This is a genomic window from Xanthobacter aminoxidans, from assembly GCF_023571765.1.
Lineage (GTDB): Bacteria > Pseudomonadota > Alphaproteobacteria > Rhizobiales > Xanthobacteraceae > Xanthobacter > Xanthobacter aminoxidans.
In genome coordinates, this window is sequence record NZ_JAMJXC010000001.1 from 165,009 (window position 1) to 191,926 (window position 26,918).

24 protein-coding genes are annotated in these 26,918 nt (G+C 68.2%); 6 read left to right on the plus strand and 18 right to left on the minus strand.

What is annotated here, in order from left to right; all coding sequences use genetic code 11:
• Window positions 1-10 precede the first annotated feature (10 nt).
• Both EJ105_RS00710 and EJ105_RS00715 read left to right on the plus strand, forming a co-directional pair.
• Complete coding sequence (locus tag EJ105_RS00710; protein ID WP_250164932.1) at window positions 11-1,084, plus strand: tartrate dehydrogenase; 1,074 nt, start codon at window positions 11-13, stop codon at window positions 1,082-1,084.
• 19 nt (window positions 1,085-1,103) lie between these two features.
• Window positions 1,104-2,483 (plus strand): aminotransferase class III-fold pyridoxal phosphate-dependent enzyme, encoded by a 1,380-nt coding sequence (locus tag EJ105_RS00715; protein WP_250165197.1) that lies wholly within the window; start codon window positions 1,104-1,106, stop codon window positions 2,481-2,483.
• A gap of 142 nt (window positions 2,484-2,625) precedes the next feature.
• Here the strand turns inward: EJ105_RS00715 and EJ105_RS00720 are convergent, their stop codons facing one another.
• The 10 genes from EJ105_RS00720 to EJ105_RS00765 all read right to left on the minus strand — a co-directional run bounded on the left by EJ105_RS00720 (window position 2,626) and on the right by EJ105_RS00765 (window position 12,702).
• Window positions 2,626-3,093 carry a YybH family protein gene (locus EJ105_RS00720; protein ID WP_250164933.1) on the minus strand — a complete coding sequence of 156 codons (468 nt, stop codon included), beginning with the start codon at window positions 3,091-3,093 and terminating at the stop codon, window positions 2,626-2,628.
• A 284-nt stretch (window positions 3,094-3,377) separates the two neighbouring features.
• Window positions 3,378-3,911 (minus strand): response regulator transcription factor, encoded by a 534-nt coding sequence (locus EJ105_RS00725; RefSeq protein ID WP_250164934.1) that lies wholly within the window; start codon window positions 3,909-3,911, stop codon window positions 3,378-3,380.
• Window positions 3,901-5,208, minus strand: a complete 1,308-nt coding sequence (locus tag EJ105_RS00730) for an ATP-binding protein (protein WP_250164935.1) — start codon at window positions 5,206-5,208, stop codon at window positions 3,901-3,903. Before EJ105_RS00730 ends, EJ105_RS00725 begins: the two co-directional genes overlap by 11 nt.
• A gap of 114 nt (window positions 5,209-5,322) precedes the next feature.
• Complete coding sequence (locus EJ105_RS00735; protein ID WP_051678946.1) at window positions 5,323-6,408, minus strand: hypothetical protein; 1,086 nt, start codon at window positions 6,406-6,408, stop codon at window positions 5,323-5,325.
• Entirely contained in the window at window positions 6,405-7,919 is a 1,515-nt protein-coding gene (locus EJ105_RS00740; protein ID WP_250164936.1) for a c-type cytochrome, read from the minus strand. Before EJ105_RS00740 ends, EJ105_RS00735 begins: the two co-directional genes overlap by 4 nt.
• Window positions 7,919-8,338, minus strand: a complete 420-nt coding sequence (locus EJ105_RS00745) for a hypothetical protein (RefSeq protein ID WP_250164937.1) — start codon at window positions 8,336-8,338, stop codon at window positions 7,919-7,921. Before EJ105_RS00745 ends, EJ105_RS00740 begins: the two co-directional genes overlap by 1 nt.
• A 171-nt stretch (window positions 8,339-8,509) precedes the next feature.
• Entirely contained in the window at window positions 8,510-8,635 is a 126-nt protein-coding gene (gene cydX / locus EJ105_RS00750; RefSeq protein ID WP_024277007.1) for a cytochrome bd-I oxidase subunit CydX, read from the minus strand.
• A 12-nt stretch (window positions 8,636-8,647) separates the two neighbouring features.
• The gene (gene cydB / locus EJ105_RS00755) at window positions 8,648-9,805 is read right to left on the minus strand and encodes a cytochrome d ubiquinol oxidase subunit II (RefSeq protein ID WP_250164938.1); all 1,158 of its coding nucleotides are present in this window, start codon (window positions 9,803-9,805) and stop codon (window positions 8,648-8,650) included.
• Between the two features lie 5 nt (window positions 9,806-9,810).
• Window positions 9,811-11,388: a cytochrome ubiquinol oxidase subunit I gene (locus EJ105_RS00760; protein ID WP_250164939.1), complete on the minus strand. Its 1,578-nt coding sequence runs from the start codon at window positions 11,386-11,388 to the stop codon at window positions 9,811-9,813.
• 102 nt (window positions 11,389-11,490) lie between these two features.
• Window positions 11,491-12,702 (minus strand): cytochrome-c peroxidase, encoded by a 1,212-nt coding sequence (locus EJ105_RS00765; protein ID WP_250164940.1) that lies wholly within the window; start codon window positions 12,700-12,702, stop codon window positions 11,491-11,493.
• Between the two features lie 201 nt (window positions 12,703-12,903).
• Between EJ105_RS00765 and EJ105_RS00770 the strand changes: the two genes are divergently transcribed.
• Window positions 12,904-13,389: a DUF1269 domain-containing protein gene (locus EJ105_RS00770; protein ID WP_029556640.1), complete on the plus strand. Its 486-nt coding sequence runs from the start codon at window positions 12,904-12,906 to the stop codon at window positions 13,387-13,389.
• A 40-nt stretch (window positions 13,390-13,429) separates the two neighbouring features.
• Here EJ105_RS00770 and EJ105_RS00775 read toward each other — a convergent pair whose 3' ends face one another.
• Complete coding sequence (locus tag EJ105_RS00775; protein WP_250164941.1) at window positions 13,430-14,365, minus strand: GlxA family transcriptional regulator; 936 nt, start codon at window positions 14,363-14,365, stop codon at window positions 13,430-13,432.
• An 89-nt stretch (window positions 14,366-14,454) separates the two neighbouring features.
• On the opposite strand from EJ105_RS00775, the gene EJ105_RS00780 reads away from it, so the two are divergent.
• Window positions 14,455-14,961: an isochorismatase family protein gene (locus EJ105_RS00780; protein ID WP_250164942.1), complete on the plus strand. Its 507-nt coding sequence runs from the start codon at window positions 14,455-14,457 to the stop codon at window positions 14,959-14,961.
• A gap of 32 nt (window positions 14,962-14,993) precedes the next feature.
• On the opposite strand, the gene EJ105_RS00785 is transcribed toward EJ105_RS00780, so the two are convergent.
• The 3 genes from EJ105_RS00785 to EJ105_RS00795 all read right to left on the minus strand — a co-directional run bounded on the left by EJ105_RS00785 (window position 14,994) and on the right by EJ105_RS00795 (window position 19,698).
• Window positions 14,994-15,695 (minus strand): nitroreductase, encoded by a 702-nt coding sequence (locus EJ105_RS00785; RefSeq protein WP_250164943.1) that lies wholly within the window; start codon window positions 15,693-15,695, stop codon window positions 14,994-14,996.
• A gap of 256 nt (window positions 15,696-15,951) precedes the next feature.
• Complete coding sequence (locus tag EJ105_RS00790; RefSeq protein ID WP_029556644.1) at window positions 15,952-18,384, minus strand: TonB-dependent receptor; 2,433 nt, start codon at window positions 18,382-18,384, stop codon at window positions 15,952-15,954.
• A gap of 525 nt (window positions 18,385-18,909) precedes the next feature.
• On the minus strand, window positions 18,910-19,698 hold the full coding sequence (locus EJ105_RS00795) for an NAD(P)H-dependent oxidoreductase (RefSeq protein WP_250164944.1): 789 nt from the start codon (window positions 19,696-19,698) through the stop codon (window positions 18,910-18,912).
• A 126-nt stretch (window positions 19,699-19,824) separates the two neighbouring features.
• On the opposite strand from EJ105_RS00795, the gene EJ105_RS00800 reads away from it, so the two are divergent.
• Window positions 19,825-20,736, plus strand: a complete 912-nt coding sequence (locus EJ105_RS00800) for a LysR family transcriptional regulator (RefSeq protein ID WP_250164945.1) — start codon at window positions 19,825-19,827, stop codon at window positions 20,734-20,736.
• Here EJ105_RS00800 and EJ105_RS00805 read toward each other — a convergent pair.
• Window positions 20,733-21,362, minus strand: coding sequence for a TetR/AcrR family transcriptional regulator (locus EJ105_RS00805; protein WP_250164946.1), 630 nt, complete (start codon window positions 21,360-21,362; stop codon window positions 20,733-20,735). The two genes, EJ105_RS00800 and EJ105_RS00805, sit on opposite strands and share 4 nt — an antisense overlap.
• An 84-nt stretch (window positions 21,363-21,446) precedes the next feature.
• Between EJ105_RS00805 and EJ105_RS00810 the strand changes: the two genes are divergently transcribed.
• The gene (locus tag EJ105_RS00810) at window positions 21,447-21,923 is read left to right on the plus strand and encodes a peroxiredoxin family protein (protein WP_250164947.1); all 477 of its coding nucleotides are present in this window, start codon (window positions 21,447-21,449) and stop codon (window positions 21,921-21,923) included.
• A gap of 21 nt (window positions 21,924-21,944) precedes the next feature.
• Here EJ105_RS00810 and EJ105_RS00815 read toward each other — a convergent pair whose 3' ends face one another.
• Genes EJ105_RS00815 through EJ105_RS00825 form a run of 3 tightly spaced genes read right to left on the minus strand, consistent with a single transcriptional unit; the run spans window position 21,945 to window position 26,877 of the window.
• Window positions 21,945-23,660 carry a GMC family oxidoreductase gene (locus EJ105_RS00815; protein WP_250164948.1) on the minus strand — a complete coding sequence of 572 codons (1,716 nt, stop codon included), beginning with the start codon at window positions 23,658-23,660 and terminating at the stop codon, window positions 21,945-21,947.
• On the minus strand, window positions 23,660-25,123 hold the full coding sequence (locus tag EJ105_RS00820; RefSeq protein ID WP_250164949.1) for an aldehyde dehydrogenase family protein: 1,464 nt from the start codon (window positions 25,121-25,123) through the stop codon (window positions 23,660-23,662). The genes EJ105_RS00815 and EJ105_RS00820 overlap by 1 nt, the downstream gene beginning before the upstream one ends.
• 35 nt (window positions 25,124-25,158) lie before the next feature.
• Window positions 25,159-26,877, minus strand: a complete 1,719-nt coding sequence (locus EJ105_RS00825; RefSeq protein WP_250164950.1) for a thiamine pyrophosphate-binding protein — start codon at window positions 26,875-26,877, stop codon at window positions 25,159-25,161.
• Between the last annotated feature and the right edge of the window lie 41 nt (window positions 26,878-26,918).

A 26,918-nucleotide genomic window follows, 5' to 3' on the forward strand; every position in this document is an offset into this window, starting at 1 on the left:
AAACGTGACCATGGCCGCAAGACACTATCGCATCGCCGTCATCCCCGGAGACGGCATCGGCAAGGAAGTGATGCCCGAGGGCGTGCGCGTGCTGGAGAAGGCGGCGGCGCTCTATGGCTTCAGCCTCGATCTCGCCTGGCACGATTTCGCCTGCTGCGACTACTACGCCCGCCATGGCGAGATGATGCCGGCGGACTGGAAGGCGCGGGTCGGCACCTCGGATGCCATCCTGTTCGGCGCGGTGGGCTGGCCGGATACGGTGCCCGACCATGTCTCGCTCTGGGGCTCGCTGCTGCAGTTCCGGCGGGAGTTCGACCAGTATGTGAACCTGCGGCCTGTGCGGCTGATGCCGGGCGTTCCCTGCCCCCTCGTGGGTCGCAAGCCGGGCGACATCGACTTCTGGGTGGTGCGCGAGAACACGGAGGGCGAATACACCTCCATCGGCGGGCGCATGTATCCCGGCACGCCCCGCGAGCTGGTGATTCAGGAAACCGTCATGTCGCGCCATGGCGTGGACCGGGTGCTGAAATTCGCGTTCGAGCTGGCCATGCGGCGGCCGAACCGGCACCTGACCTCGGCCACCAAGTCCAACGGCATCGCGATCACCATGCCCTATTGGGACGAGCGGGTGGAGGCGATGGCGGCCGCCTACCCGGAGGTGCGCACCGACAAGTACCACATCGACATCCTCACCGCGCAGTTCGTGCTGCACCCGGACCGGTTCGACGTGGTGGTCGCCTCCAACCTGTTCGGCGACATCCTCTCCGATCTCGGCCCCGCCTGCACCGGCACCATCGGCATCGCGCCGTCCGGCAACATCAATCCCGACCGCACCTTCCCCTCTTTGTTCGAGCCGGTGCACGGGTCCGCGCCGGATATCGCCGGCAAGGGCATCGCCAATCCGGTGGGCCAGATCTGGTCCGCGGCCATGATGCTCGAGCATCTCGGGGAAATGGACGCCGCCGCTGCCATCGAACGCGCCATCGAGCGGGTGCTGGCCGAACCTGCGGGCCGCACCGCCGACATCGGCGGCACCGCCAACACGCTGAGCTGCGGAAAGGCGATCGCCGATGCCCTCGACTGACGCCCGGCCGCGCCCCGCGATGCCCGCGAATTCCCTTCAGGTTCTCGACCGCGATCACCTCATCCATCCGGTCATGTCGTTCCGCGGCCATGAGAAGCACGGTGTCACCGTGTTGCAGTCCGCCTCCGGCATGTTCCTGCGGGATGCCTCGGGGCATGAACTGCTGGATGCCTTCGCCGGCCTGTGGTGCGTGAATGTCGGCTACGGGCAGGAGAGCATCGTGGAGGTTGCGGCGGAGCAGATGCGCCGCCTGCCCTATGCCACCGGCTATTTCGGCTTCGGCTCGGAGCCTTCCATCCGCCTTGCGGCGCGCCTCGCGGAACTGGCGCCGGAGGGGCTGGACCATGTCTATTTCACCCTCGGCGGATCGGACGCCGTGGACAGCGCGGTCCGCTACATCACGCACTACTTCAACTCCACTGGACGGCCGGCGAAGAAACACTTTATTTCGCTGGAGCGCGGCTATCACGGCTCGTCTTCCACCGGGGCGGGCCTCACCGCGCTGCCGGCGTTCCATGCCCATTTCGATGTGCCGACGCCGCGCCAGCACACCATCGCCTCGCCCTATCCCTACCGCAACCCGGCGGGTGGCGACCCCGCAGCGGTGATCGCCGCCTCCGTCGCCGCATTGGAGGCGAAGGTCGCCGAACTCGGGGCCGACAACGTGGCCGCCTTCTTCTGCGAGCCCGTGCAGGGCTCGGGCGGCGTGATCGTGCCACCGCCCGGCTGGCTGAAGGCCATGCGGGAGACCTGCACGCGCCTCGACATCCTGTTCGTGGCCGACGAGGTCATTACCGGCTTCGGCCGCACGGGGCCGCTCTTCGCCTGCCACGCGGAGGCGGTGTCGCCGGACCTGATGACCGTCGCCAAGGGCCTGACGGCCGGCTACGTGCCCATGGGCGCGGTTCTTATGTCGGACCGGATCTATCAGGCCATCGCCGACGGTCTGGCGCCCGAGGCGCCCATCGGGCATGGCTTCACCTATTCCGGCCACCCGGTGAGCGCGGCGGTGGGGCTCGAAGTCCTGCGCCTCTATACGGAGGGGGGAATCCTCGCCAATGGAGAGGCGCGCGGGCTGGCCTTTGCGGCGGGCCTCGCCGCCCTCGTCGATCATCCGCTGGTGGGCGACGCACGCGCGCGCGGGCTGCTCGGCGCGCTGGAACTCGTGCGCGACAAGGCGGCGAAGACGCGCTTCGATCCCGCAGTGGAGCTGCCGCGCCGCCTGTTCGAGGCCGGCTACCGCAATGGCCTGATCTTCCGCGCCTTCGCTGACGGCACCATCGGCCTCGCGCCCGCGCTGACCTGCACCGGCGAAGAGATGGACCTGCTTCTGTCGCGCCTCAGGCGCACCCTGGACGACGTGCTGGCCGACGCCGAAGTGCGGGCCGCACTCGCCTAGCCGGGCGCCCACAGGGGCGACATCCTCGCGCTGTCGCTCCTTCGCTGTCCCTCAAGCCGGTCTCGCCCGTCTTCCGACAGCCGGGCCGGGCGCGCCGGCTGAGCGGGAGGGCGTGGTTGATCTGGAAGGACGGGCGGGCTGGCTATCGCTGTCCCCAGGCCCATCCCGAGATGCGCCAGCCATCCGCGCCTTTCCGGAGCGCCAGGGTCCACACCGAATTGGCCTCGGTGATCTTCTCCTTGCCTTCCGTATACTTGTACGTTGCCGGCATCACGACATAGGCGACGTCGCCGGTGACGCTGACGCGCCATGGCTTGTCGACGGTCACCGCACGCGGGGTGATGCCCGCCTTCGCATCGAATGCCGCAAAGGCGGTCAGCCAGTCCATGCACGCCGTGGGGCCTTGCCAGACATGGGGCGGGAAATCATCGATGATGATGGTCTGCGGCGCGCACAGCTTGACGAACTTCTCCGCCGCGCCCTGGTTCATGTCGGCGAGATATTGATTCACAACCGTCATGACCTCGCTGTCATCCGGCTCGGCAGCGCGGGCCGCAATGCAGGGGGTCAATGCCATAGTCATTGCGATCGCCAATGTCGTCTTACGCATTTCATCCCTCCTTGCCGCATCAGGTCTTTTGTGTCGGCCGCGCTCCGCGAGGTGGGCATCTGCATGGCGGATGACGCGCGGGAGCCGGCCGGGTCACAACGGGCCATGCTCCCTCTCCGCCGGTAGATGCGGACAGGCGGAAGCCGATGGCGCAAGCCGGCTTCCCGGCCCACAACCGCCGGTTCGACGCGCACGCTAGGCGCGGCTCCCGGACGTGGCAACTTGGTCTTGGCCATGAGGCGCCGGAATCCGGCCTCCGGCCGCGCGATGATGGCGCGTGCGGTCTAAGTCACCCGGCGCTTGGCGAGTTTGCGGGCCAGCGTGCGGCGGTGCATGCCGAGGCGGCGGGCGGTTTCGGAGACGTTGAAATCGGTTTCCGCCAGGGTCTCGTGGATGCGCTCCCATTCCAGCGTCTTGATGGAGCTTGGCCGCACGCCGAGGGGCACGTCCGGGTTGCCGTCCTGCCGCGCGAAGGCGGCCTCGATGTCGTCGGCGTTGGACGGTTTCGCGAGGTAGTGGCAGGCGCCGAGCTTGATCGCCTCGACCGCGGTCGCGATGCTGGCGAAGCCCGTCAGAACCACGATCTTCATGTCGGGATCGAAGGTCCGCAGCTGCTGGATGCATTCGAGGCCGGAGGCGTCGAACAGCTTCAGGTCCACCACGGCGCGGCCGGGGTGGAAGCTGGCGAGCACTTCGGGAAGGTCGCCGATGCGCCCGCACTGCCGCACGCTGTAGCCCCGGCGCTCGAACGAACGCTGAAGGGCCCGGGCGAAGGTGGCGTCGTCCTCGACCAGAAGGAGGTCCCGTTCACGCGACATCGGCATAGTCCACGGCGAGCGCCTCCAGCGGCAGGCGCAGCTCGACGAAGGCGCCACCGCCCGCAAGGTTGCCGGCCTCGATATCCCCGCCCAGCTTGCGCAGCACGTTGATGGTGAGGAACAGGCCGAGCCCGCGCCCCGCCTCGCCCTTGCTGGACTGGAACGGCCGGCCGAGCTGCGTGAGGGCATCGGGAGCAAAGCCCGGACCCTGGTCGGTGACGCGGATCACAAGGTCTTCCCCCTCTTCCGCGGCCCGGACGCTGATGCCGCCGGGCGAAGCTTCCAGCGCATTGTCGAGCACGTTGAACAGCGCCTGCTGGATCACGCCGTCCCCGGTGATCGCGGCCCCCTTCGAGGTGGCATTGGCGTAGTCGAGGGCGCTGGGGCGGCGGCTCTGCACCCAGCTTTCCACCATCTCGTCCAGGAAGTCCGACAACGGGCTGCGCTGGGCCTCCTCGGCCCGCGCCTCGCCGGCGACCATGAGGATGTGCGAGACGATGGACTTGCAGCGGCCGATCTCGGTTTGCATCTCCGCCAGTTCCTCGGCGAAGGCCGGATCGTCGCGGAAGCGCGGCATGTGCTGCCAGTCGTTCAGGATGACCGAGAGCGTCGCCAGCGGCGTGCCAAGCTCATGGGCGGCGCCCGAGGCGAGGAGGCCGATGCGCACGATGTGCTCCTCCTCCGCCGCGCGCCGCCGGGCTTCGGCGAGGTGGGCATCGCGCCGGCGCAGATTGGAGGTGATGCGGGTCACGAACACCACCGCGAGCACCGAGGCGAGGATGAAGCACAGGAACATGCCCTGCACATGGAGGTCGAAGAAGGTGCGCTCGGCGTGGTGGTGCCCGCCCACATGGTTGCCGAAGTCGATGGGCCGATAGAAGTGGGTCAGCCAGATGAAGGACAGGCTGGTGACGAGCACGATGACCCAGGCCATGGCCGGCGCGAGCAGCACCGCGCCGAGGATCACCTGCAGCAGGAACAGCGAGATGAAGGGATTGGTGGCGCCGCCGCTCAGATAGAGCTGGAGGGTCAGCGCCGCCACGTCGAGCAGCAGCTCGATGCAGAGCTCCGTCTGCGTCACCTCCACCGCGCTGAGCGCCCGGTGAAGGCTGACGAGATTGAGGCCGACGAGGAAGAGGACCACCAGTCCCATCTCGGCCAGCGGCAGGGAGATGCCCAGCCACAGATGCACGAAGGCGATGGCCGCGATCTGCCCCGCCACGGCGAGCCAGCGCAGCGATATGAGCAGCCGCAGATTGTCGCGCGTGGCGTCGCTCTCGATGGCAGTCACGCTCATGCCGACGTCACTCCCCGGTTGCGGCAGCTGGACCGCGACCACTATCGCCCCGTCGGCACGCGAGGCAACGCGACCTTTCCGCCTCCGGGGAAGTCCGTACCCCGCGCGCCGGGCTCATTTCACCGCCGCCGCCGTGGCGGACGCGGCCTGCCGGCGGGCCTCCTCGGCCTTGCGCGCGTACTCAAGCGTCTTGGCGCGGACCATCTCGCGATGCTCGCTCACCGCCGCCTCGCGATAGAGGTGCCGCCCGGCGCCCATCAGCACCACCACCACCAGCATCAGCGAGGCGGCGAGGCCGAACATGCGGCCGATGGCGCCGTCCGGCCCGCGGATCTCGCGGATCATCACCACGCACAGCGCCAGCGACACGAGGATGGAGAGGCCGAACAGGCCGAAGGCGCCGGCCTGCGAGCCGCTGGTGTGCGGCAGGGTGAAGAGGGCCACGGGGCCGACGAGGAACTGCGCCATGGTCGGCCAGAACGCCCAGCGATAGCCGAGGCGGATCAGCTCGGCCCGGCTGAAGCCGGTATCGGCGATCTCCGCATCACTGCGTCGGCGGAACAGCCAGACGAGGAAAAGCCCCACCATGGCCGGGCAGGCGAGCACGAAATGGGCGTAGCGCGGCAGCACGTTGGGCAAGGCGAGGGCGGAGAGGAAGCCGTGCACCGTTCCCCATTTCTCGGGAAACAGCATCAGGTTGATGTTGGTGAGAAAGATCAGCGGGATGAACAGGAAGAGCAGGCACGCGACCCCGGAAATGGCGAGGTGCAGGGCCTTCATCCCCTCCATGCGATGCCAGAGATATTTGTGGATGTAGGTGAGCACGAAGGCGATCACCACCAGCGGGATGATGGACACCCACAGCGCGCCGGTGAGCGCATTCGCGGTGTAGAAATAGACCGTGTAGAGCGTGTTGATCGCCAGCAGCGGCCCCACGCCCAGCACCACCGCGATGCTCTTGTTGGCGGTGATGGTGGAGGCGATCTCATAGGCGAGGCGGTCGTAGCGCTTCTGCTTCAGCCCGCGCGCTTCATAGATGAAGGACAGCAAGGCCCCGCCCACCATGAAGTTCACGAAGGCGATGTGCATGAGGAAGAAGACGATCAGCACCGCCACCAGCACTGGCTCCGGTGCCGGCATGGGCAAGGGAATGTCGTGGGGGACCGGGATGTCGTGGGGAACGGGAACGTTGGGGTTCATCGCGTGCTGGTCTCCCGCGTGAGGGGCGTTGCGGAGGCCTGGGTGAGGGGTGGAGCGCCAGTGAGGGCGGCGCGCAGCGTCGGGGTGATGACGACGACGCCGGCCTGCTGGGCGCCGGGAATGGGCGCGGCGTTGTGCTGGAGATGCTCGAGATAGGCGCCCATCAGCTCCAGCTCCCGTGCAGTGCCGGGAAACGGCGGCATGAAGGGCTGCGCCTCGTGCATGTTCTCGATGTAGCCGGCGGTGAGTTCGCTCCTCCACGGCTGGTCGCCGAACATGCGCTGGAGATGGCCGGTGATGGAATTCACGCCGTGCCCGGTGTGGCAGCGCGAGCAGGTGTTCATGAACACGTCCTTGCCGGCCTGGATGCGCGTCAGCAGCGCCGCGCGCTCAGGCGCGGCCAGCCCCTCGGGCAGGCCGGCTTTCTCGGCGTCCGTCAGCGGGTTGGAATAGGTGGCATAGGCGAGCACGCCGTCGCGCTGGAGCAGGGCGTAGTCGTCCACCCTGAAGCCGTTGGCATACATGTAGCTGCCGATGACATAGGGCTTGCGGACGAATTCGCGCACCCGCTCGAAGTGTCCGGTCATCCACAGGATGGCGACGAACGGCACGATCAGGACGACGCGCGGCAGGAGCTGCGGCCGGGTGATCGCCCATTGGACCACCGCGAGGATAGCGACCACGGTGACCACCGCGATCTCCAGAAACTTCTGCTGCCACTCGGCGAATTGCAGGCTGGCCAGCGCCACGCCAAAATTGTCGCGCATGGCCTCCGGCACGACCGCGTAGTACCAGAGCCCGCCGGCCAGAACGAGCGGCGCCGCCACCAGCGTCCAGACCGCGATGGCCCGGAGCGCCGTCGCCCGGAAGGGATCGTCGCGCTTCACGAAGAAGGGCACGAGAAACATGGCGATGACCCCCGCCATGGCGGCCGCTAGTGGCGTGCGGAAGGCGAGCTGCGGCAGATAGACGGGGTTGGTGAAGCCGCTCCACAGGGTGTGCTGGGAGAGCCAGTTCCCCGGGTCCATCATGAAGCCGAGGATGGAGACGATGATGGCCATCGTCACCCATGAGAAGAAGGCCAGCGCGAAGCCGAGGCGGATGTGGCGCACCTTGGCGGCACCCGTCGCCCACTTCTTCCAGGTGAGCGTATAGGCGAGGATCAGGCAGACCTCGGTGATGAACACCAGCCATTCCACGAACCACGCCCAGAAGAAGACGCGGATGAGGCTGGCGATGGAATAGGGGTTCACCAGCGACACCGACAGCCAGATGCCGACGCCGGTCAGCGCGCCGACCGTGGTGGTGATGAGGAAGGCGAAGAACAGGATGCGGTAGGCGAGCTTGTCCCAGCGCGCGTCGCCGCGCTTGTGCCCATACCATTCCATGGCCGCCACGAGGGGCATGAGGCCCACCGCGAGGCCGTGGTTGATGAGCACATGCAGGATGGCGATGGTGGCGATGAGGCCGCGATTGCCGAGGATGTCGAGGTGGAAGACGGGAAAATCCATCACGCCCTCGCAGCTTCGGGCGTGCCATCGCCGCCATCGCTCGCGCCCAGTGCCAGCAGCGCGAATTCGATGGTGAACAGCACGAGGCCCATGGTGTGGGCGAAGCTGCCGGGGGCATGGCCCACGACGAGGATGATGGCGAGCGCGGCCAGCGCGGCCGCGATGGCCGGCGGCGCGAGCATCACGGCGAGATCGTAGGGGTGCAGGGTTAGCGGGTTGCCGTCCATGCGCCGCAGGGACCGGACCAGGATCGCGGCCGCGCACAGGAGAACGGCGGCACCGCCGACGAAGCGGAACAGGTCGGCTGAGCCGAGCAGGATCAGGATGGCGGTGAGCAGCAGGGCATTCACCACCGTGAGCCGGTCGGGCCGGGCGGCAAGCCAGGCCCCCAGCCTGGAAAGAGCATGGGCGATCATCATGGGTCCGTCGTGCTGTGTTCGCGGATGGCCCACTATGGTGAGGCCGCGACAGGGCACGATTGGACAAACGGTCCAAGCCGACGAAGCTTCGATGGGCTCCGGGCAAGTGGAACGGCAGAAAAAGCCGCGGCCGGTGCCGAACTTGCGTGCGGCACCGGCCTTGGTCGAGGTTTATTTCTGACCGGATTTGCTCGCGAGCGTGCGGGCGCGGTCGTCCATCAGCTCAAACCACATGGCGTTGAGCACGGCGAAGGCGGCGGCCAGGGGCAGGCCGAGGAGCCAGGCGAAGTACCACATCTTTGAGCTCCCTCAGTAGGCGTGGCCGGAGCCATCGGCGATGGCCTTCGCGTCCACCTTGCCCCACAGCACGCGGTAGACCCACGTGGTGTAGGCGATGATGACGGGCACGAAGATCACGGCGCAGACCAGCATGATGAACAAGGTGAGATGGCTGGAAGAGGCATCCCATACCGTGAGGCTCGACCGCGGGTCGATGGAGGACGGCAGGATGAAGGGGAACATGGAGAGCCCCACCGTCGAGATGATGCCGAAGATGGCGAGGGAACTCGCCAGGATGGCACCGATCTCCCGCCGCGCACGCAGCGCCGCGAACGACGCCAGCGAACCGGCGATGCCGAGGAGCGGTCCGGCGATGATCCATGGCCGCGCCGCATAGTTGGCGAACCAGGCGTGGGGCGAAAGCTCCGCCGCCTTGGCCAGCGGATTGGAGGGGCCGTCCTTGGCGATCTCGCCGACGATCCGGTAGCCGCTGACGCCGAAATAGAGCCAGACCCCGCCGAGGACGAAGAGCAGGATGGTTGCGAGCGCCGCCCCGCTGCCGACGGTGCGGGCTCGCGCCTCCACCTCGCCCTCCGTCTTCAGCACCAGCCAGTTGGCCCCGTGCATCACCAGCATGGCGACGCTCAGCAGCCCGCACAGCAGGCCGTAGGGGTTCAAGAGCTCGATGAGGGTGGTACCGTCATAGAAGATGCGCAGCTCGTCGTTGAGGTGGAAGGGCACGCCCTGCAGCACGTTGCCCACGGCGACACCCATGACCAGCGCCGGCACCAGCCCGCCCACGAACAGCGCCCAGTCCCACGCCGAGCGCCAAGCCGTGCTCTCGCGCTTCGAGCGATACTTGAAGCCCACGGGCCGCAGGATCAGCGCGAAGAGGATGGCGAACATGGCGAGATAGAAGCCGGAGAAGGACACCGCATAGAGCGGCGGCCAGGCGGCGAAGATGGCGCCGCCGCCGAGGATGAGCCACACTTGGTTGCCCTCCCAGACGGGGCCGACCGTGTTGATGACGACACGCCGTTCCAGATCGGTACGGGCCACGAAGGGCAGCAGCATGCCGGTGCCGAGATCGAACCCGTCCATGATGGCGAAGCCGATGAGCAGCACGCCGAGCAGCAGCCACCAGATGACGCGCAGGGCGTCGTAGTCGATGAGGGTGTGAAGGATCATGGCAGTCACTCCGCGGCAGCGAATGCGGGGGGAATGAGCCGGGCCTCGGGGGCGTCGTCCGGCTCCGGTCCCTTGCGGATGGCGCGGAGCATCAGCGTCATCTCGATGACGATCAGCACCGTGTAGATGGTGGCAAATCCGGCGAGTGTCGCCAGAACCGTCCTGGCGCCGAGGCTGGAGACGGCGGCGGCGGTGGGCAGCACGCCCTCGATGATCCAGGGCTGGCGGCCCACCTCGGCCACCACCCATCCCAGCTCCGCCGCGATCCACGGCAGCGGGATGGCGAGGACCGCGATCCAGAGCAGCGTGCGGCTGCGGTCCAGCCGGCGCCGCGCCGACAGGTAGAAGAGGAGCGCGGTGAAGGCGATGAAGAAGAAGCCGAGCCCCACCATCACCCGGAACGACCAGAACAGGGTCGGCACGTTCGGCACCGTGTCCCAGGCGGCCTGGTTCAGCTGGGCGGCGGTCGCCTTGCGCGGGTCGTCCACATAGCGCTTCAGCAGAAGGGCGTAGCCGAGGTTGCCGCCATTGTCCTCGAACGCCTGCTTCACCGCGGGCGCGATGGCCGCGCTGCTGCCGGCGGCGCGGATCTGCTGCAGGGCGTCGAAGGCGAGGATGCCGCTTTTGATCCGGGTTTCGGCGTGGCCGACCAGTTCCTCGATGCCGGGAATCTGCGTCGTCAGCGTGCGTGTGGCGATGAGGCCCAGCACCCACGGGACGCGCACCGCAAAGCGCGTCTCGCGCGCCTGCTGGTCCGGCAGGCCGACGATGGTGAAGCCGGCCGGCGCAGGCTCGGTCTCCCACATGGCCTCGATGGCGGCGAGCTTCATCTTCTGGTGCTCGCCGTCGAGATAGCCGCTCTCGTCGCCCAGCACGACCACGGACAGGGACGCGGCGAGGCCGAAGGAGGCCGCCACCGTCATGGACCGTTTCGCAAGGTCGGTGTGGCGCCCCTTCAGCAGGTACCAGGCGGAGACGCCGAGCACGAAGAAGGACGCCGTGACATAGCCCGCCGAGACGGTGTGCACGAACTTCGCCTGCGCCACCGGATTGAACAGCACGGCATAGAAGTCGGTGACTTCCATGCGCATGGTCTGCGGGTTGAAGGCCGACCCGGTGGGGTTCTGCATCCAGCCGTTGGCGATGAGGATCCAGAGCGCGGAGAGGTTCGAGCCCAGCGCAACGGCATAGGTGGTGACGAGGTGCCCCACCTTCGACAGCCTGTCCCAGCCGAAGAAGAACAGGCCGACGAAGGTCGCCTCCAGGAAGAAGGCCATCAGGCCTTCAATGGCGAGCGGCGCGCCGAAGATGTCGCCCACATAGTGGCTGTAATAGCTCCAGTTCATGCCGAACTGGAATTCCATGACGATGCCGGTGGCCACCCCCAGCACGAAATTGATGCCGAACAGCGTGCCCCAGAACTTGGTCATCTGGCGCCAGATGGGCCGGCCGGTCATCACATAGACCGTCTCCATGATGGCGAGCAGGACCGAGAGGCCGAGCGTCAGCGGCACGAAGAGAAAATGATACAGCGCGGTCACAGCGAACTGCAACCGCGAGAGGTCGACGGTATCGAGGATCATGGGATCTGCCGGGACGGTCCGGTCTCCTTGTCTCTGGCTGCGCCCTGCGGCGCGACCGGATTGATTTCGGATGGGTCGACATGGGGCAGATCTCGGTTGCGCTCATGGCGTGAGCAGCGGCTCGTAGCGCGCGTCCGTGAGCGTCTTCAGGAAGGCGACGAGCGCGTCGATGCGCTTGTCGTCGAGGGCGGGCGCGTCCAGAAGCTCCTTGCGGGAGATCGTGCTGCCGACCTCCGGGGGCGCGAAAGGGCGGCCGGTCTCGGGGTCGATGCGGCGCGCGTCCGATTTGGTGACATAGCTGTTGTAGAAGAGGATGACGGTGCGCAGGTCCTTGAACACACCGTTGTGCATGTAGGGGCCGGTGACGGCGACATTGCGCAGGGTCGGCACCTTGAACCGGCCATCCTGCCGGCGGTCCTTCAGGTGCCGGCCGGCACGCAGGCCGTGATCGGTGGGCGCGCGCAGATCGGGGTTCGCCGGCACGCCGATATTGTGGAACTGATAGTTGGAGAAGGTTTCGCGGCTGCCGCCCTGCGGCTCGATCTGGTGGCAGAGGTGGCAGTTGGTGAACTGGGTGGAGAAGAACAGGACACGCCCCAGTTCTTCCTGATCCGTCATCTTGTATTCGCCGCGCAGGGAGCGGTCATATCTGGAATCGAAGGGCGAAACCTCCGCGCTGCGCTCATAGGCCGCCAGCGCCTCGGTCAGCGCGGCGAAGGCGCGAGTGTCGCTGGCGAGGACATCAGCACCGAACAGCCGGCCGAAGGTCTCCACATAGACCGGCTTCTCCTTCAGTCGCGCCACCACGCTCGCCTTGCTCGGCATCGCCATCTCGACGGGGTTGAGCAGCGGCCCCCCGGCCTGCGCCTCCAGCGTGTCGGCGCGGCCGTCCAGAAACTGGCCGCCGACATAGCGGCCCTGCTCGTCCCTGTGGAAGCGCGACGCGGAGGCCGCATAGCTCACGGTGGGCGCATTGCGCACGCCGCGCGCATGCCCGTCCGAGCCGAGGGAGACGGCGCCGCTGGCAGCGTCTTTCCGCGGGTCGGCGAAGCCGTGCGCCGGATCATGGCAGGTGGCGCAGGACTGGTTGCGTCCAGCGGAGAGGTCGGGATCGGAGAACAGCATCGCGCCCAGCGCGCTGCGTTCGGCGTCGGACGCAGCCACGCCGGGACGGGGCGAAGCGAGCGCGATCAGGAGCCCTGCGGCTGCGGTGACGACGAGCCGTCCCGCGCGGTGCTGCCTCGATCTTCCTGACATGGCCTCGGCGTCCATTCGCACCCAGACCTTGTCGCCGTGTTGCGGTGCGGCAGCCATTGGACAAAACGTCCACAGCAGTGCCCTGTCGCCGCATCGAGGCTGCCCCCCACCGCTCCGGTCTGTGACGCCCTTGCGACGGGTGGACCGGTTTTCGTGGCGGGTTTGGCTGTCCAAGGGGGTTGCGCATCGGCGCGACTTGGCCTGTAGAGAGGGCGGCGGGCGCGAAGCGATGCCTGTCGACGGGAGCTGGAGACCAAGATGGCCGACCTCATCATCATTGCCTATGATTCCGAGGCCAAGGCGGAGGCCGCGCGGCAGGAGCTGCTCAAGCTCCAGAAGGAATATCTGATCGAGCTCGGCGACGCGGTGGTGGCGGTCCGTCAGGAAGACGGTTCGATCAAGCTGCACCAGATGATCAACACTACCGTCGCGGGCGCCGCTTCGGGCGGCCTGTGGGGCGGGCTCGTCGGCCTGCTGTTCCTCAACCCGCTGCTGGGCATGGCCATCGGCGCCGGTGCGGGCGCGCTCGCCGGCAAGTTCACCGATGTCGGCATCAATGACGACTTCATCAAGCAGGCGAGCTCGGCCCTCGGCCCGAACCAGGCGGCGCTATGCGTGCTGGTGGGCAAGGTGACCGCCGACAAGGTGGTGGCCGACATGGCGCAGTTCGGCGGTACCGTGCTGCAGACCAGCCTCTCCAAGGAGCAGGAAGAAAAGCTCCAGGCCGCGCTCAAGGGCGCCTGAGCCCACGGAAAGGGGCGCCGTCCGAACGGGCGGCGCCCGCCTAATCCAGCCGCTGCCGCGCCAGCCACTGGCGCGGGGTGGTGCCGAGTTCCGCGCGGAAGGCGTTCCGCAGGGCCTGCGCGTCGGCAAAGCCGCAGCGCTGCGCGATGGCGTCGAGGCCGCGGACGCCCGAGGCCAGAAGATCCTGCGCCTGCGCCAGCCGCGCCCGCTTCAGCCAGTCGCCGAGGCTGCCGCCGGTGCGTGCGCGGATGTGGCGGGTGAGGCTGCGGCGGCTCATGCCCATGCGGACGGCGAGATCGTCCAGTGCGGGCGTCTGCGCGGGATCGGCCCGCAGGCTTTCCAGCAGATCGGTCACCTTCTTGTCGGCGGGTGTGGCGATGGTGGGCCGCGCGATGATCTGCGGCTGCGCGCCGGCCCGCTGCGGCGCGACCACGAGGTGGCGCGCCACCCGGTTCGCCTCTCCCACACCGGAGAGCCGCGCCATGAGGTGCAGGCAGCAATCGAGACCCGCCGCGATGCCGGCCGAGGTCAGGATCTGGCCTTCGTCCACGAACAGCGCCCCGGCATCCACCCGAACCGCGGGATAGCGTTTCGCGAAGGCCTGCGCCCGCGCCCAGTGCGTGGTGGCGCGCCGGCCGTCGAGGAGGCCGGCCTGCGCCAGCCCGAAGGCGCCGAGGCACAGGCCCACCACCAGCGCGCCGCGCGCTTCCGCCGCCTTGAGCTCCGCCACCAGCGCTTCCGGCACCGGCTCGTCCGCGTCCCGCCAGCCGGGGAGGATGACGACATCCGCCGCGCGGGCGGCGGACAGGGGATGCGGCGCCTCGATCACGAGACCACCGGTCGCCGAGAGGCGGGGCGCTTCGGCGCAGACATCGACGCTATGGCCCCCTGCGAGGAAGGGCTCGCCGAACACCGCGAGCGGCGTGGACAGCATGAAGGGGCTGATGCCGTCATAGGCGAGGATGGCGAGGCGCATTGGCCCGATTTACATTATTCTTGTCCATCAGGCCACTGATCGCCCGCACCGCGCGGCTCTAGAAGAGGGGGCATTCACAGGAGCCAGTCATGAGCCGCACCCTTCTCGTCATCGACATCCAGCAGGATTATTTCCCCGGCGGCGTGCTGCCGCTCTGGCAGGCGGAGGAGACCGAGGCCCGCATCGTCGCCGCCATCGGCAAGGCGCGGGCGGCGGGCGACCGCATCGTGCTGGTGCGCCATGTCTCCACCGCACCGAAGGGCCTGTTCGCTGCGGACGGGCCGGGCATCGCCATCCGTCCGGCGATCCTTGCCGCGGCGGGGGATGCGCCCCTCGTCACCAAGCGCTTCGCCGATGCCTTCCAGGAGACGGACCTCGCCGCGCAGCTCGCCGGCACGGACGAGCTTCTCGTGTGCGGAATGATGACGCAGAACTGCGTGGTCTTCACTGCCTTGTCGCGGAATGCGGACGGCTTTTCGGTGAAGGTGATCGGCGACCTGTGCACCGCCCCCATCGAGGTGGTGCACCGCATCGCCCTCAACGCCATCGGCTCGAAGACGACGCTCGTCACGGCGGCCGAGGCGGGGCTGGCCTGAGCCGCCGGCCGGGTGCGGCCGGCGCGGCCCATTCAGGCGAGGGTGTCGACGAAGTGCGCGAAATTCTCCAGCGGCTCGCGCACCGTCTCGAAATTGTTCTCCGGCGCCGCAGGGTCGGCATAGCCGAGCGCCATGCCGCACAGGACCATCTCGCTGTCGGGAATTGCGAGGCGCCTGGCGATCACGGCGCCATACATCATGAAGGCGACCTGCGGGCAGGTGTGGAGGCCGACGCCACGCGCGGCAATCATGATGTTCTGGAGGAACATGCCGTAGTCCAGCCAGGAGCCGCGCTCCAGTTCCCGGTCCATGGTGAAGATGAGGCCCACCGGCGCATCGAAGAACAGGAAGTTTCGGGCGTGCTGCGCCCGCATGCGTTCACTGTCGCCCTTGGCGATGCCCAGAGAACCATACAGGTCCCAGCCAACCTTGCGGCGCCGGGAGAGATAGGGCTCACGCCACTTGCGGGGATAGACGGGGAATTCCTCGGTCCCGTGGTCGCCGGCCATCGACAGGGCATGCAGCTCCTGCGTCAGCGCGGTGAGCGGCGTCCCCCGGAGCACCAGAACGCGCCAGGGCTGGACATTGGTGCCGGAGGGCGCGCGGGCGGCGATTTCCAGAATGCGCCCGATGGTCTCGTCCGGCACTGGCGTTGGAAGGAAGGCGCGCATGGCGCGGCGGGAGAGGATCGCCTCCTCGGCGGAGAGGTCGGGCGCGGCAGGGGAATGAGTCATCGGACGGCAGGTATCCACGAAGGTCGCGTATCCACGAAGGCTGCGCCGAACGATAGCGGCCTGCAGGCGGCCCTTGAAGTGGCCAGAGGCCCTTCGGCGGACCGACTTTCCAGATGCCACATTTGTGTTGGAGGGGCGGACCCGGTATGCGCCCCGGGTCCGCCCTGAGAGCGGCGATCGAAGAGCCCCTGCGCCCGTCCGATCGCCCGATCACGCAGATGAAGCGCGCGCCCGCCGCCAGCAGGCGCGCCGCCGGTTAGAAGGTCGCCTTCAGGCCCGCATACGCGGAGAAGGGCTGGCCCGGCGACTGCATCTGCGGATTGTTGAGGCCAAGATATTCCGTGTCGAAGAAGGTGCCGTAGGTGGCGTAACGGGCATTGAACAGGTTGTTGATGTAGCCGAACACCTGGATGTTGTCCGTCACCTGATAGGAGGTGTGGATGTTGGCGACCCAGTATCCCGGCAGCATGGGCGCCTGATTGGCGTCGTCACCCACATAATACTGACTGGAGACGGCTATCACGTCGCCGCCCAGCTTCCATTTCGGCGTCACCATGTAGTCGACGCCGAGCTTGAGGGTCTGGGTAGGGATGCCGGGGATGGTGTCGCCCGGTGTCACCAGAACCTGCCCGTCATTGGCATAGGGATTGTTGGGGGAGGCGAGATAGCCGGTGAACTGGTAGGTGGCGTTGAGATAGGCGTAGTTGGCGTAGAACTTCCACGGCCCGTTCACATACTGCATCTCCGCCTCGAAGCCCTCGCGGCGGGTGGCGGGCACGTTGGTGTAATAGCCGTAGCCGGTCTGCTGGCTGGCGAGGGACACGATGTCGTCGTCGCTGTCCACGCGATAGACGCCGAGCTTCCAGTTCACCTTGCCGCCGAACAGCATGCCGTTGCCGCGCAGGCCCACCTCGTAGGTGTGGGAGACCACTTGGTTGAGCGGCGGGTCCGCCACCAGCGAGTTCTCGAGCAGGCACGGCCGGTTGGGATCGGCGCAGTTCAGCTCCAGCGGGGTGGGCGCGCGGTTGGATTCCGAATAGCCGCCGTAGAGGGTGGCTTCCGGCGTGAGCTTGTAGGTGAGGCCGATGAGCGGGTTGATGCGGGCGAAGGTGTAGTCGCCGTTGAGCTGCGGGCTCGTTCCGGTGCCGTCCTGCATGGAGATCTGCGCGATATTGAGGCGCGCGCCCATGGTCAGGGTGGCCCGGTCGGTCATGTCGAAGGCATTGGTGGCGTAGAGGCCGTAGTAACGGGTGCTCGCGTTGAGGTCCACCGGCAGGTAGAAGACCTGATACTGGTCCGGCAGCGAATAATTGGGGATGTTCTTCAGGTAGGTGCCGGTGCCCACCACCTGCAGGGTGTTGGTGTTGGTGATGCCCAGCTCCGTATTGGAGCGGAAATTGATGTCGCTGGAATCGATGCTGCCGCCGACCACGAAGTAATTGTCGTGGCCCAGCAGCTTGTCGGTGCTGGTCGCCTGCACCGAGCCGCCATAGGTGGTGGTGTCGGTCCAGGTGCGGTTGATGACGCCGTAGAGCTGGTTGGGCCCGAGCGTGGTGAACGGGATGGTGTTGCCGTTCTGGTCATAGAGGACCATCTGGCTGCGGAACGCGGCATAGGCCGGGTTGGTGGCCGGGTTGCCGCCGCCGGGCGGACCGGTGAACTGGTCCTCCTCCAGGCACATCTTGGTGTTGCCGACGCCCGGATTCCACTTGTTGGAGCAGGCCTCCAGATCGGCGTCGTTGCCGTCCACGTGCGCCTGGCTGAACTTGCGGGCATAGAGGTTGCCTTGCAATTGCCAGGTATCGGTGAGGTCATACTTGCCATTCAGGGCCAGCATGCCGACGTTGTTCTCGGTGGTCTGCGGCCAGGTGTAGATGGAGTTCCAGTTCTGGTTCAGCATCTCCACCGGGGTCGGGCCGACCACGCCGAGATTGGTGGTGGCGGCGCTGGCGACGAGGTGGACCTCGGTTTTGTCGTTCTTCCAGCCGAGGTCGCCGTAGAAGCGCGCGAGGTCGGACGGCGATTGCAGGCGCCAGCCATCGGAATGCACGGCATCCGCCGCGACGTAGACGCCGAAGCCGTCCTTCTCGCCGCCATACTGGATGTTGCCGCCGATCTGGCCGTAAGACCCGCCCTGAATGCTGCCTTCGAAGCCGTGATAGTTGAAGCCGTTCTTCATCTGGATGGAGACGGCGCCGCCCAGTGCGTTGAGGCCGAAGGCGGGATTGTTGGAGAACACCTCGGCGCGGCTGATGGCGACCTCGGGGATGAGGTCCCAGTTCACCGTGTCGCCGAAGGCCTCGTTGAGGCGGATGCCGTTCTGGTAGACGGCGATGCCCTGCGGCGTGCCCTGGAGCGGGGAGGCGGCGAAGCCGCGGTAGCGGAAATCCTGGAAGAAGGCGTTGCCCTGCACGTCGGACGTGTTGGCGCTGGGCGTGTACTGGAACAGGCCGTCGGTGACGGCGAAGGAGTTCAGCCGGTCGAACTGGTCGGCGCCGATGATGGTGACGGCGCCGGGCACCTTGTCGGCATCGATGCCGGTGCCGGAGAGCGGGGTGGTGGCGACCACCTCCACCGTGCCGAGCTGGAGGGTGCCGGACGAATCACTCTGCTCCTGCGCGAGCGCCGGGAAGGCTGCCAGCAGCGCAACCGGCACGGCTGCGGCGGAAAGACCGAGCGCGATGGCCATGGCACGCCGCGAGGCGCCTGCCGAGGCCGTCTTGCCGGCTGTCGAGTGTCCGGGCGCCACGCGGCGGGAAACTACCCGCTGCGAATGTGCGCTCCGTGAGGCCCCGCTCTCGCGCTCCCCGTGCATCGCCCGCCCCTTTCAGCCCTCGTCCGACCGGGGCCGTTTTTTTGGCGGTGTGACGTCGCCGCGATGACCCGCGCCGGGCGCCGGGAACCGTGTGGGTCGTCACACCAGAATTCTTCCACGATGAAACCATAAGCGCGCCCGAAGTGCCGTCAATCGGCCGCGCGGCTGAGAATCCTCTTAGGATTTCAAGGTGTGTCTTCTAGGGAACGCTGCCAGGGAAAACGGGAAGATTCGGCAAAGAAAAACCGGGAACATTTGGCAATGCAGGCCGGCCCAGCCCGTTCGTCCCATCTTCAACGACTATAGGCCGGGCCGACAACGCTTGTCCCGTTCGATTCTTCTGCGCCGTCTGCGCGCGTGAACGACTGGCGGGGCGGGAAAAACCGGCCCCGCGCCGCGTCAGCCGGCGTCAGTCTCCGCCACATGGGCGACGATCCCCGTCCGGCCCGGCGCCACATGGTCGGCCATGGTGTGCCGGTCCGGGAAATCGCCGCCGTTCTGGGCGCGGAAGGGGATGGGCGTGTCCGTGAACAGCCCGCCGAGCCGCTGCCGCCAGCCGGCCTTCGCCGCCTCCACCTGCTCGGCGCTGGTGAAGCGCCCCGCGCCGTAGACGGCGTGGACGGGCAGCACGTCCATGCCCGGATAGAACAGGGCACCGTGGGTGAGGGGAAACAGCAACTGGTCGATGGGGCCGTTGATGCCGCGCGGCCCGTAGTCGGCGGCGGGGCCGCCCGTCAGCACGTTCACCAGCGCCCTCTTGCCCTTCAGGATGCCCTCGCCGTAGCGGTGCTCGTTGGTGCCGTTGCTGTAGCCATAGGCGAAGCCGAAGGCATAGACCCGCTCGATCCAGCCCTTGAGGATGGCGGGGACGCCATACCACCAGAGCGGAAACTGGAGGATCACGGCATCGGCGGCGAGGAGCTTTTCCTGCTCCGCCACCACATCGGGCGTCTGCCGGCCGGTGGCATAGGCGTGGCCCGATTCGGCGACGAAAGAGAGCCGTTCCGGGTTGGCGCGGCTCGGGAAGTCGTCCGCGTCGTACACCGCCTTCCAGCGCATGCCGTAGAGATCGGACGTGAGAATGCGGTGGCCTTCGGCGGCGAGCGTCTCCACCGTCACGTCCACCAGCTGGCGGGTGACGGAGGCGGGCTCGGGGTGGGCGAAGACCACGAGGACTGTCTTGGACATGACCAAAGCTCCCTGGCGCCCGCTGCGGCCGGAGTGGGCCGGTTCCGCGCGGGCGGCGACGCTTCGAAGCTAGGCCGCGTCATGCTATCTATGAAATCGCATCTCTTCTGAGTTGATATAATCAAGATGGATACCAGCCGCCTCGACCTCAATCTTCTGGTCACGCTGGAAGCGCTGCTCGCCGAGCGGAACGTGACGCGGGCGGCGGCGCGGCTGCATCTCAGCCAGCCGGCGGTGAGCGCGCAGCTCGCCCGCCTGCGCGACCTGTTCGACGATCCGCTACTGGTGCCGGCCCGGCGCGGCATGACGCCCACCGCCAAGGCGGTGGAACTCGCCGGCCCGCTGCGTGCCGCGCTGGACCAGTTGCGCACGACGCTGGAGGCCCGCGACTTCGATCCGGCGACGGCGGATCTGACCGTCACCATCGCCTGCTCGGACTATATCCAGGCCGCGGTCGTCATGCCGCTGGTGGTGGCGCTGCGGGCGCAGGCACCGGGCGTGCGGGTGGCGGTCCGCCACCTGATGCCCGATCTGATCGAGCAGCAGCTCGCCTCCGGCGAGACCGATCTCGTGCTCACCACGCCCCAGCCGGCGCAGGCGCATCTGCGCGCGCAGCACCTGTTCGCGGAGACCTATGTGCTGATCGGCCGGCGCGGCCATCCGCGCCTGCGGCCTGGACTGTCCATCGAAGCCTATGCCGAGCTGGAGCACGTGATCGTGTCGCCCAGCGGCGGCCATTTCCGCACTCCCGTGGATGAGGGCCTCGCCGCTTTGGGCCACCGGCGCAAGGTCGTGATGTCGGCCGCCTCGTTCCTGTTCATTCCGGAGATCGTCGCCGCGAGCGACCTGGTGGCGCTGGTGCCTCGCCGCCTGCTGCGCGATCCGCCCGCGCGGCTTGTTATGATCGATGTACCGTGGCTTGCCGAGGGGTTCGAGGTGAGCCTCATCTGGCACGAACGCACCCATGGCCATGCCGGCCAGCGCTGGCTGCGCGCCCTCATCGCCGAAGTCGCCGGCGCGGCGCCGTCCGCAGCCTAGGCCGCGCCCGTCGTGGTGTGCCGGGCGACCTCGGCGATGGCCATGTCCAAAGCGATGCGCAGCGGCTCGCCCGAGCGCGCGGTCTTGGCGAGCAGCAGCCCGCCCTGCACGGCGCTCAGCACGGCGATGCCGAGGGAATGCGGATCGGCGGACGGGCCGATCTCGCCGCGCGCCTGCATCCGCGCGAAGCCCAGTTCCAGAAGGCCGCTCCATTTCGCGAAGCCGGCGGCGCAATCGAGCCGCGCGGTCTCGAAATCGTTGGACACCTCGCTCGCCAGCGACCCCAGCGGACAGCCGGTGGTGCCGCCCGCCGCATTGATCGCCAGCAGCGCGTCGCGCCAGCGCCTGAGGGCGTAAAGGGAATCGAGCGTGCCGAGGTGCGGATCCTGGGCGGCAAGCACGCGCTCCGTCTGGAAGCGGATCACCTCCAGCACCAGCGCATTCTTGTCGGAGAAGTAATGGTAGAGCTGTGACTTGCTGAACCCGCCCGCCTCCATCACGTCGTCGAGGCTGGTGCGCTCGGCGCCGTGGGCGTGGATGAGGTCCGCCGCCGTCTCGATGATGCGGGCGCGGGTGGCGGCACCACGGCGGGTGAGAGCAGGTGGGGGAGTCGGCGTCTTCGACATGGGGCAAGCCTAACCGAACTGGACTTGACAGTCCAATTCCGCTCTGACGGCTTGGACCGACAAGTCCAGTTCAAGGAGCTGTCCATGTCGCGTTTGCAGAATGGCGAGACGTTTCCCGCCCTTACCGTCCCCGCCGTTGGTGGCGGCACCATTGCGCTGCCGGGAGCTCTCGCCGGCTCCTATGGCGTGGTGCTGGTCTATCGCGGGGCCTGGTGCCCCTATTGCCAGGCCCAGCTCGCCAACTTCCAGCGCGCCGCCGAAAAGCTCGCCGCAACGGGGATCAAGGTGGTGGCCTTCTCGGTGGACGACGAGCCGACCAGCGCCGGCACCATCGCCCGGCACAAGCTGTCCTTCCCCGTCGGCCACAGCGCCGATGCGGATGCGGTCGCCGAAACGCTCGGGGCCTACACCAATGCGGAGCCCCATTATTTGCAGACCACCGGCTTCCTGCTCGACCCGGAAGGCAGGGTGCTGAACGCCGTCTATTCCAGCGGCCCCATCGGCCGGCTGGTGGCTGAGGACGTGATCGGCATGGTCGCCTACCTCAAGTCCAAAGGCTGAGGTGCCGCCGCCCGCGCCGCATCAGGCGCGGGCAAGCCCCGCCGCGATCTTCTCGGCGATCATCAGCGCGGGAATGTTGGTGTTGGCGGTGGGCAGGCGCGGCATGGCGGAGGCGTCCGCCACATAGAGGTTCTCGCTGCCGATGACCCGGCCGGAAGGATCGAGCACGGCCTGCGGGTCGTCTGGCGCGCCGAGGCGGCAGGTGCCGCTGGCGTGCCAGACGCCGAAGGTGCTCGATCGCACGAAGGCCTCCAGCCGCCCATCGTCCGCGACGATCTCCGCCAGCGAGATGCCGCCGGACATGAAGCGCTTCAGCGCCATCTGGCGCAGCGCCGCCGGCACGTCGAGCAGCGCGCCCAGCGCCTCGGCGAGAAGCGCGTTGGTGCGGGTCACGCGGCTGAGGCGTTTCACGAAGGGCGAGAAGGCGGCGGGGAAGACATCCCCCGCATCCGGGTTCAGCGCCTCGCAGACGAGGAGGGAGAAGAGGGTGCGCACGCCCGCCTTCATCCGCGCGAGGTCGCTGGGGTCGTCGAGCAGGTTGAGGTCGGCTTCCGGATAGGTGCGCGGATCGCCCGAGACAAGACGCACCGACCCGCTGGACTTCGGCCGGTTGCACCACAGGAAATAGAGCCCCAGCCGCCGGCCGAGCCCGTGCCAGCCCGCCCGCGCCGAGGCGGTGGCGTAGAGGTCCGAGACTTCGCCCCCGTCCACGCCGGAGGAGAATCGCAGGGCGGCGAAGCTGGCCCGGCGATAGGTCATGGGCAGGCGCAGCCGCTCCGGCAGATACTGGCAGAAGGTGAGGGTGGGATGGTCGCGCAGGTTCCGCCCCACAGCGGGCCGGTGGATGACTACGGGCAGGCCGAGGGCCGCCAGCGCCACCCCGTCGCCGATGCCGGCGCGCATGAGGATGGCTGGCGTCTGCAACGCCCCCGCCGTCACCACCACCCGGCCGGCGGCGACTTCCATCACCGCGCCGTCCCGCTCCACCTCAACGCCCGCGGCACGGACACCGTCCATCCTGAGGCGCAGCACCTGCGTGCGCGGCCAGAGGGCGAGATTCGGCCGGGCGCGGGTGGCGGCGTCGAGATAGCCGATGGCGGCGGAGACACGGCGGTCGTTCTCATTGTTGAAGGCCGGCGGGAAGACGCCGTCCTCGAACTCCCCGTTCTGGTCCAGCCGGCGCGGCAGGCCGCTCGCCGCAAACGCCGCGGTCGCGGCCTCGGCAAAGGGCGGCCAGCCGGGCGGCAGGATGCGGCGGATGGGGATGGGGCCGTCCCTGCCATGCAGCGGCCCGCCGCAATCGAGATCGCGCTCCAGCTTGATGAAGAAGGGCAGGACGTCGTCCCAGCCCCAGCCGGCGGCGCCGAGGGCGGCCCATTCGTCATAGTCGCGCGGCAGGCCGCGATTGGCGGACTGAACATTGATGCTGGAGCCGCCGCCCATGACGCGGCCCTGCTCATAGGCGCGCGTGCCCCGCGCCCCGTCCGGCCGGCGGGCGGTGAAGGCGGAGAGGCCGGGCCAGACGAAGCGGTCGCCGTGGAACAGGCCCATGGGATAGCTATCGGCGATAGCGTCGGGCACGGCGCCGGGGGGCGTGTCCTCGCCCGCCTCGATCAGCAGGACGCTGTGGGCGGGATCCGCCGAGAGCCGGTTCGCCATGACGCAGCCGGCGGAGCCGCCGCCCACGATCAACGTGTCGAAGAAGGGCATGTCGGGAATGGGGGCGCGGGCAGGCATCAGACCACCCCGGCCTCCTGATAGATGTGCTTGATCTCCATGAAGTCGATCAGCGCATCATAGCCATGCAGCCGGCCGAGGCCGCTCCGGCGATAGCCGCCGGTCTCGGCTTCCGCGAACAACTTGTTGTGGTCGTTGATCCACACCGTGCCGTTGCGCAGCGCCCGCGCCACCCGCATGGCCCGCGCGCCGTCGCGGGTCCATACGCTGGCGGAGAGGCCGTAGTCCGTGTGGTTGGCGCGCCTCACGGCGTCCCTTTCGTCGGAGAAGCGCTCGATCACCACGAGGGGGCCGAAAATCTCCTCCTGCACGAAGAAGGCGCCGGTGTCGGCGTGGGCCAGCAGCGTGGGGGAGAGGAAGCAGCCTGTCTCCAGCGCGCCGCCCGGCCGGCCGCCGGCGAGCACCACCTCATCGGCAATCGCCATGGCTTCCTCGGTCTTGCGCTCCACCTGCGCGCGGGAGGCTTCATCAATGAGCGGACCCATCTGGCTGCCCTCGGCCGCGCCGGGGGCGATCTTCAGGCTGGCGAGGGCACCCTTCAGCGCCGCCTTCATGGCCTCATAGCGGCTCTCGTGGACAAGGATGCGCCGGGCCGCCGTGCATTGCTGGCCGGCGATGATGGTGGCCGCCGCCGCGAGCTTCGGCGCCACGGCCTCCACGTCCGCATCCTCGAACACGAGGCAGCAGGACTTGCCACCCAGCTCCAGCGACAGCTTCTTCATGGTGGGCGCAGCATCGGCCATGATGCGCGCGCCGGTGGCGTTGGAGCCGGTGAAGGAGATGACATCCACCTCCGGCGAGGACACCAGCGTGCGCGCCACGTCGTGCCCCGTCTCGGTGACGAGGTTGAGGACGCCGCGCGGCAGGCCCTCCACCTCGGCCAGTGTGCGCAGGATCTCGGCGGTGACGAGGGCGGTCTGGGCGGCGGGCTTCACCACCGCCGTGCAGCCCGCGGCGAGCGCAGGCGTCAGCGCGCGGATGAGCAGCACCGCCGGCGCGTTCCACGGGATGATGAGGCCGGCGACGCCGGCAGGTTCCTTCAGCAGGGTGGAAAAAGCGCCCGGCTCCACCTCGAACACATGGCCGGGGATGTAGCGCGTGATGCCTGCATAATAGCGGATCTCCGAGATGGAGCCGGCGATCTCGCCACGCGACTGGGCCAGCGGCTTGCCGTTCTCGGCAGTGAGCAGGCGGGCGAGGGCGTCCGCCCTTTTCTCCATGGCATCCGCCCAGCGCAGCATCACCATCTGCCGCAGGCGCGGGGCCTGCGACCACTCGGGCCGCTCGAAAGCGCGCCGTGCAGCGGCAATCGCCGCTTCGGCGTCCGCCGCCCCGCTCGCCGTGAAATGGCCGAGCACGGCGCCGGTGGCGGGATCGAGGCTCGGCGCGGTCTCACCGGAGAGCGCGCCTTGCCAGATGCCGTCGATGAGATTCTGGGCCGCGAGCGGAGCGATGGCGTTCATGGATCCTCCCGGCCGTTCACGACGGCCCTTATTGGTCAGCCGTGACCGGCCTTGAGTGCGGCCTCGCGCAGCGCGGTCAGCGTGGTCGAGGGGGTGATGGCCTCGGGGTCGATGACGAGTTCAAGGAGCGCCGGCTTCTTCTGCTCGACTGAGAAGGCGCGGGCGCGGGCGAAGGCGTCGGCGAAGGCCGCCGTCTCCTCCACCTTCTCGCCGAACGCGCCATAGGCGCGGGCGAGCGCCGGGAAGTCCGGGTTCTCCAGCGTCGTGGCGAAGACACGGCCGGGATATTCGCGCTCCTGATGGGCGCGGATGGAGCCGTACATGTTGTTGTTGACCACCAGCACCACCACGCCGGCCTTGTACTGGCAGGCGGTGGCGAGCTCCTGCCCGCTCATGAGGAAGCAGCCGTCGCCGGCGAAGCAGATCACCTCCCGGTCGGGGTGGTGGAGCTTGGCCGAGATGGCCGCCGGCAGGCCGTAGCCCATGGCGCCGGAGGTGGGCGCGAGCTGGGTGCGGAAGCCGCCGTAGCGGTGGAACTTGTGCACCCAGATGGCGTAGTTCCCGGCGCCGTTGGCGAGGATGGCGTCCTTCGGCAGCACGTCGCGCAGATGCATCATCACCGCGCCGAGATCGAGCCGGCCGGGCATCGGGCCGGGGGTCTGGTCGGCCTCGTAGGCGGCCCGCGCGGCCTTCACCTCATCGCTCCACGGCGTGCGGGTGCGCCAGCCGGTGGGGCCCTTGGGCTTCAGCGCCGCAGCGGCGGCGGCGAACTCCGGCATTCCGGCATTGATGGGCAGGTCGGCCTGATAGACCCGGCCCAGTTCGTTCGGGTCCGCATGGACATGGACGAAGCGCTGCGCCGGGCGCGGCACGTCGAACATGGTGTAGCCGTTGGTGGTCGTCTCGCCGAGGCGGCCACCGACCGCGATGATGAGATCGGCGTTGCGGATGCGGGCGACGAGCTTCGGGCTCGGGCCGAGGCCGGCATGGCCGATGTAGTTGGGGTGGTTGTTGTCGAGGATGTCCTGACGGCGGAAGCCCGCCGCCACCGGCAGATCGAATGCCTCCACGAAATGCGCGAAGTCGCGGCAGGCGGCCTTGGTCCAGCCGCCGCCCCCCACCAGCACGAGGGGCCGCGCGCTCTCGCCGATCATGGCGGCGAGCCGCGCCATGTCCTGCGCCCCCGGATGGGCGGCGACGCGGCGATAGGCCTGCGCATCCCCCGTCTCGCATTCATCGGAAAGCACGTCCTCGGGCAGGGCCACCACCACCGGGCCGGGGCGGCCGGAGGTCGCGACGTGGAAGGCGCGGGAGATGAGTTCCGGGATGCGCTCGGGGCGGTCGATCTCCACCACCCATTTCGCCATGCCGCCGAACATGGCGGGGTAGTCCACCTCCTGCCATGCCTCGCGCTGGCGCATGTGCGAGCCCACCTGCCCGATGAACAGGATCATCGGGGTGGAATCCTGCGAGGCGGTGTGGACGCCGATGGCCGCATGGCTGGCGCCGGGGCCGCGGGTGACGAAGCAGATGCCGGGCTTCGCGGTGAGCTTGCCATAGGCCTCTGCCATGTTGGCGGCGCCGGCCTCGTGGCGGGTGACGATGGTCTCGATGGCCCGGTCCGCTCCAGCGAGGGCGTCGATGGCGGCGAGGAAGCTCTCGCCGGGCACGCAGAAGACGCGTTCGACGCCGTGGATCTTCAGCGCCTCCACCAGGATTTCGCCGCCGGAGCGCAAGGTCTTCGTATTCGCCATGGTTCTGCCCGTGTGTGGTCTTGCCCGGTCCTGCCGGGGCG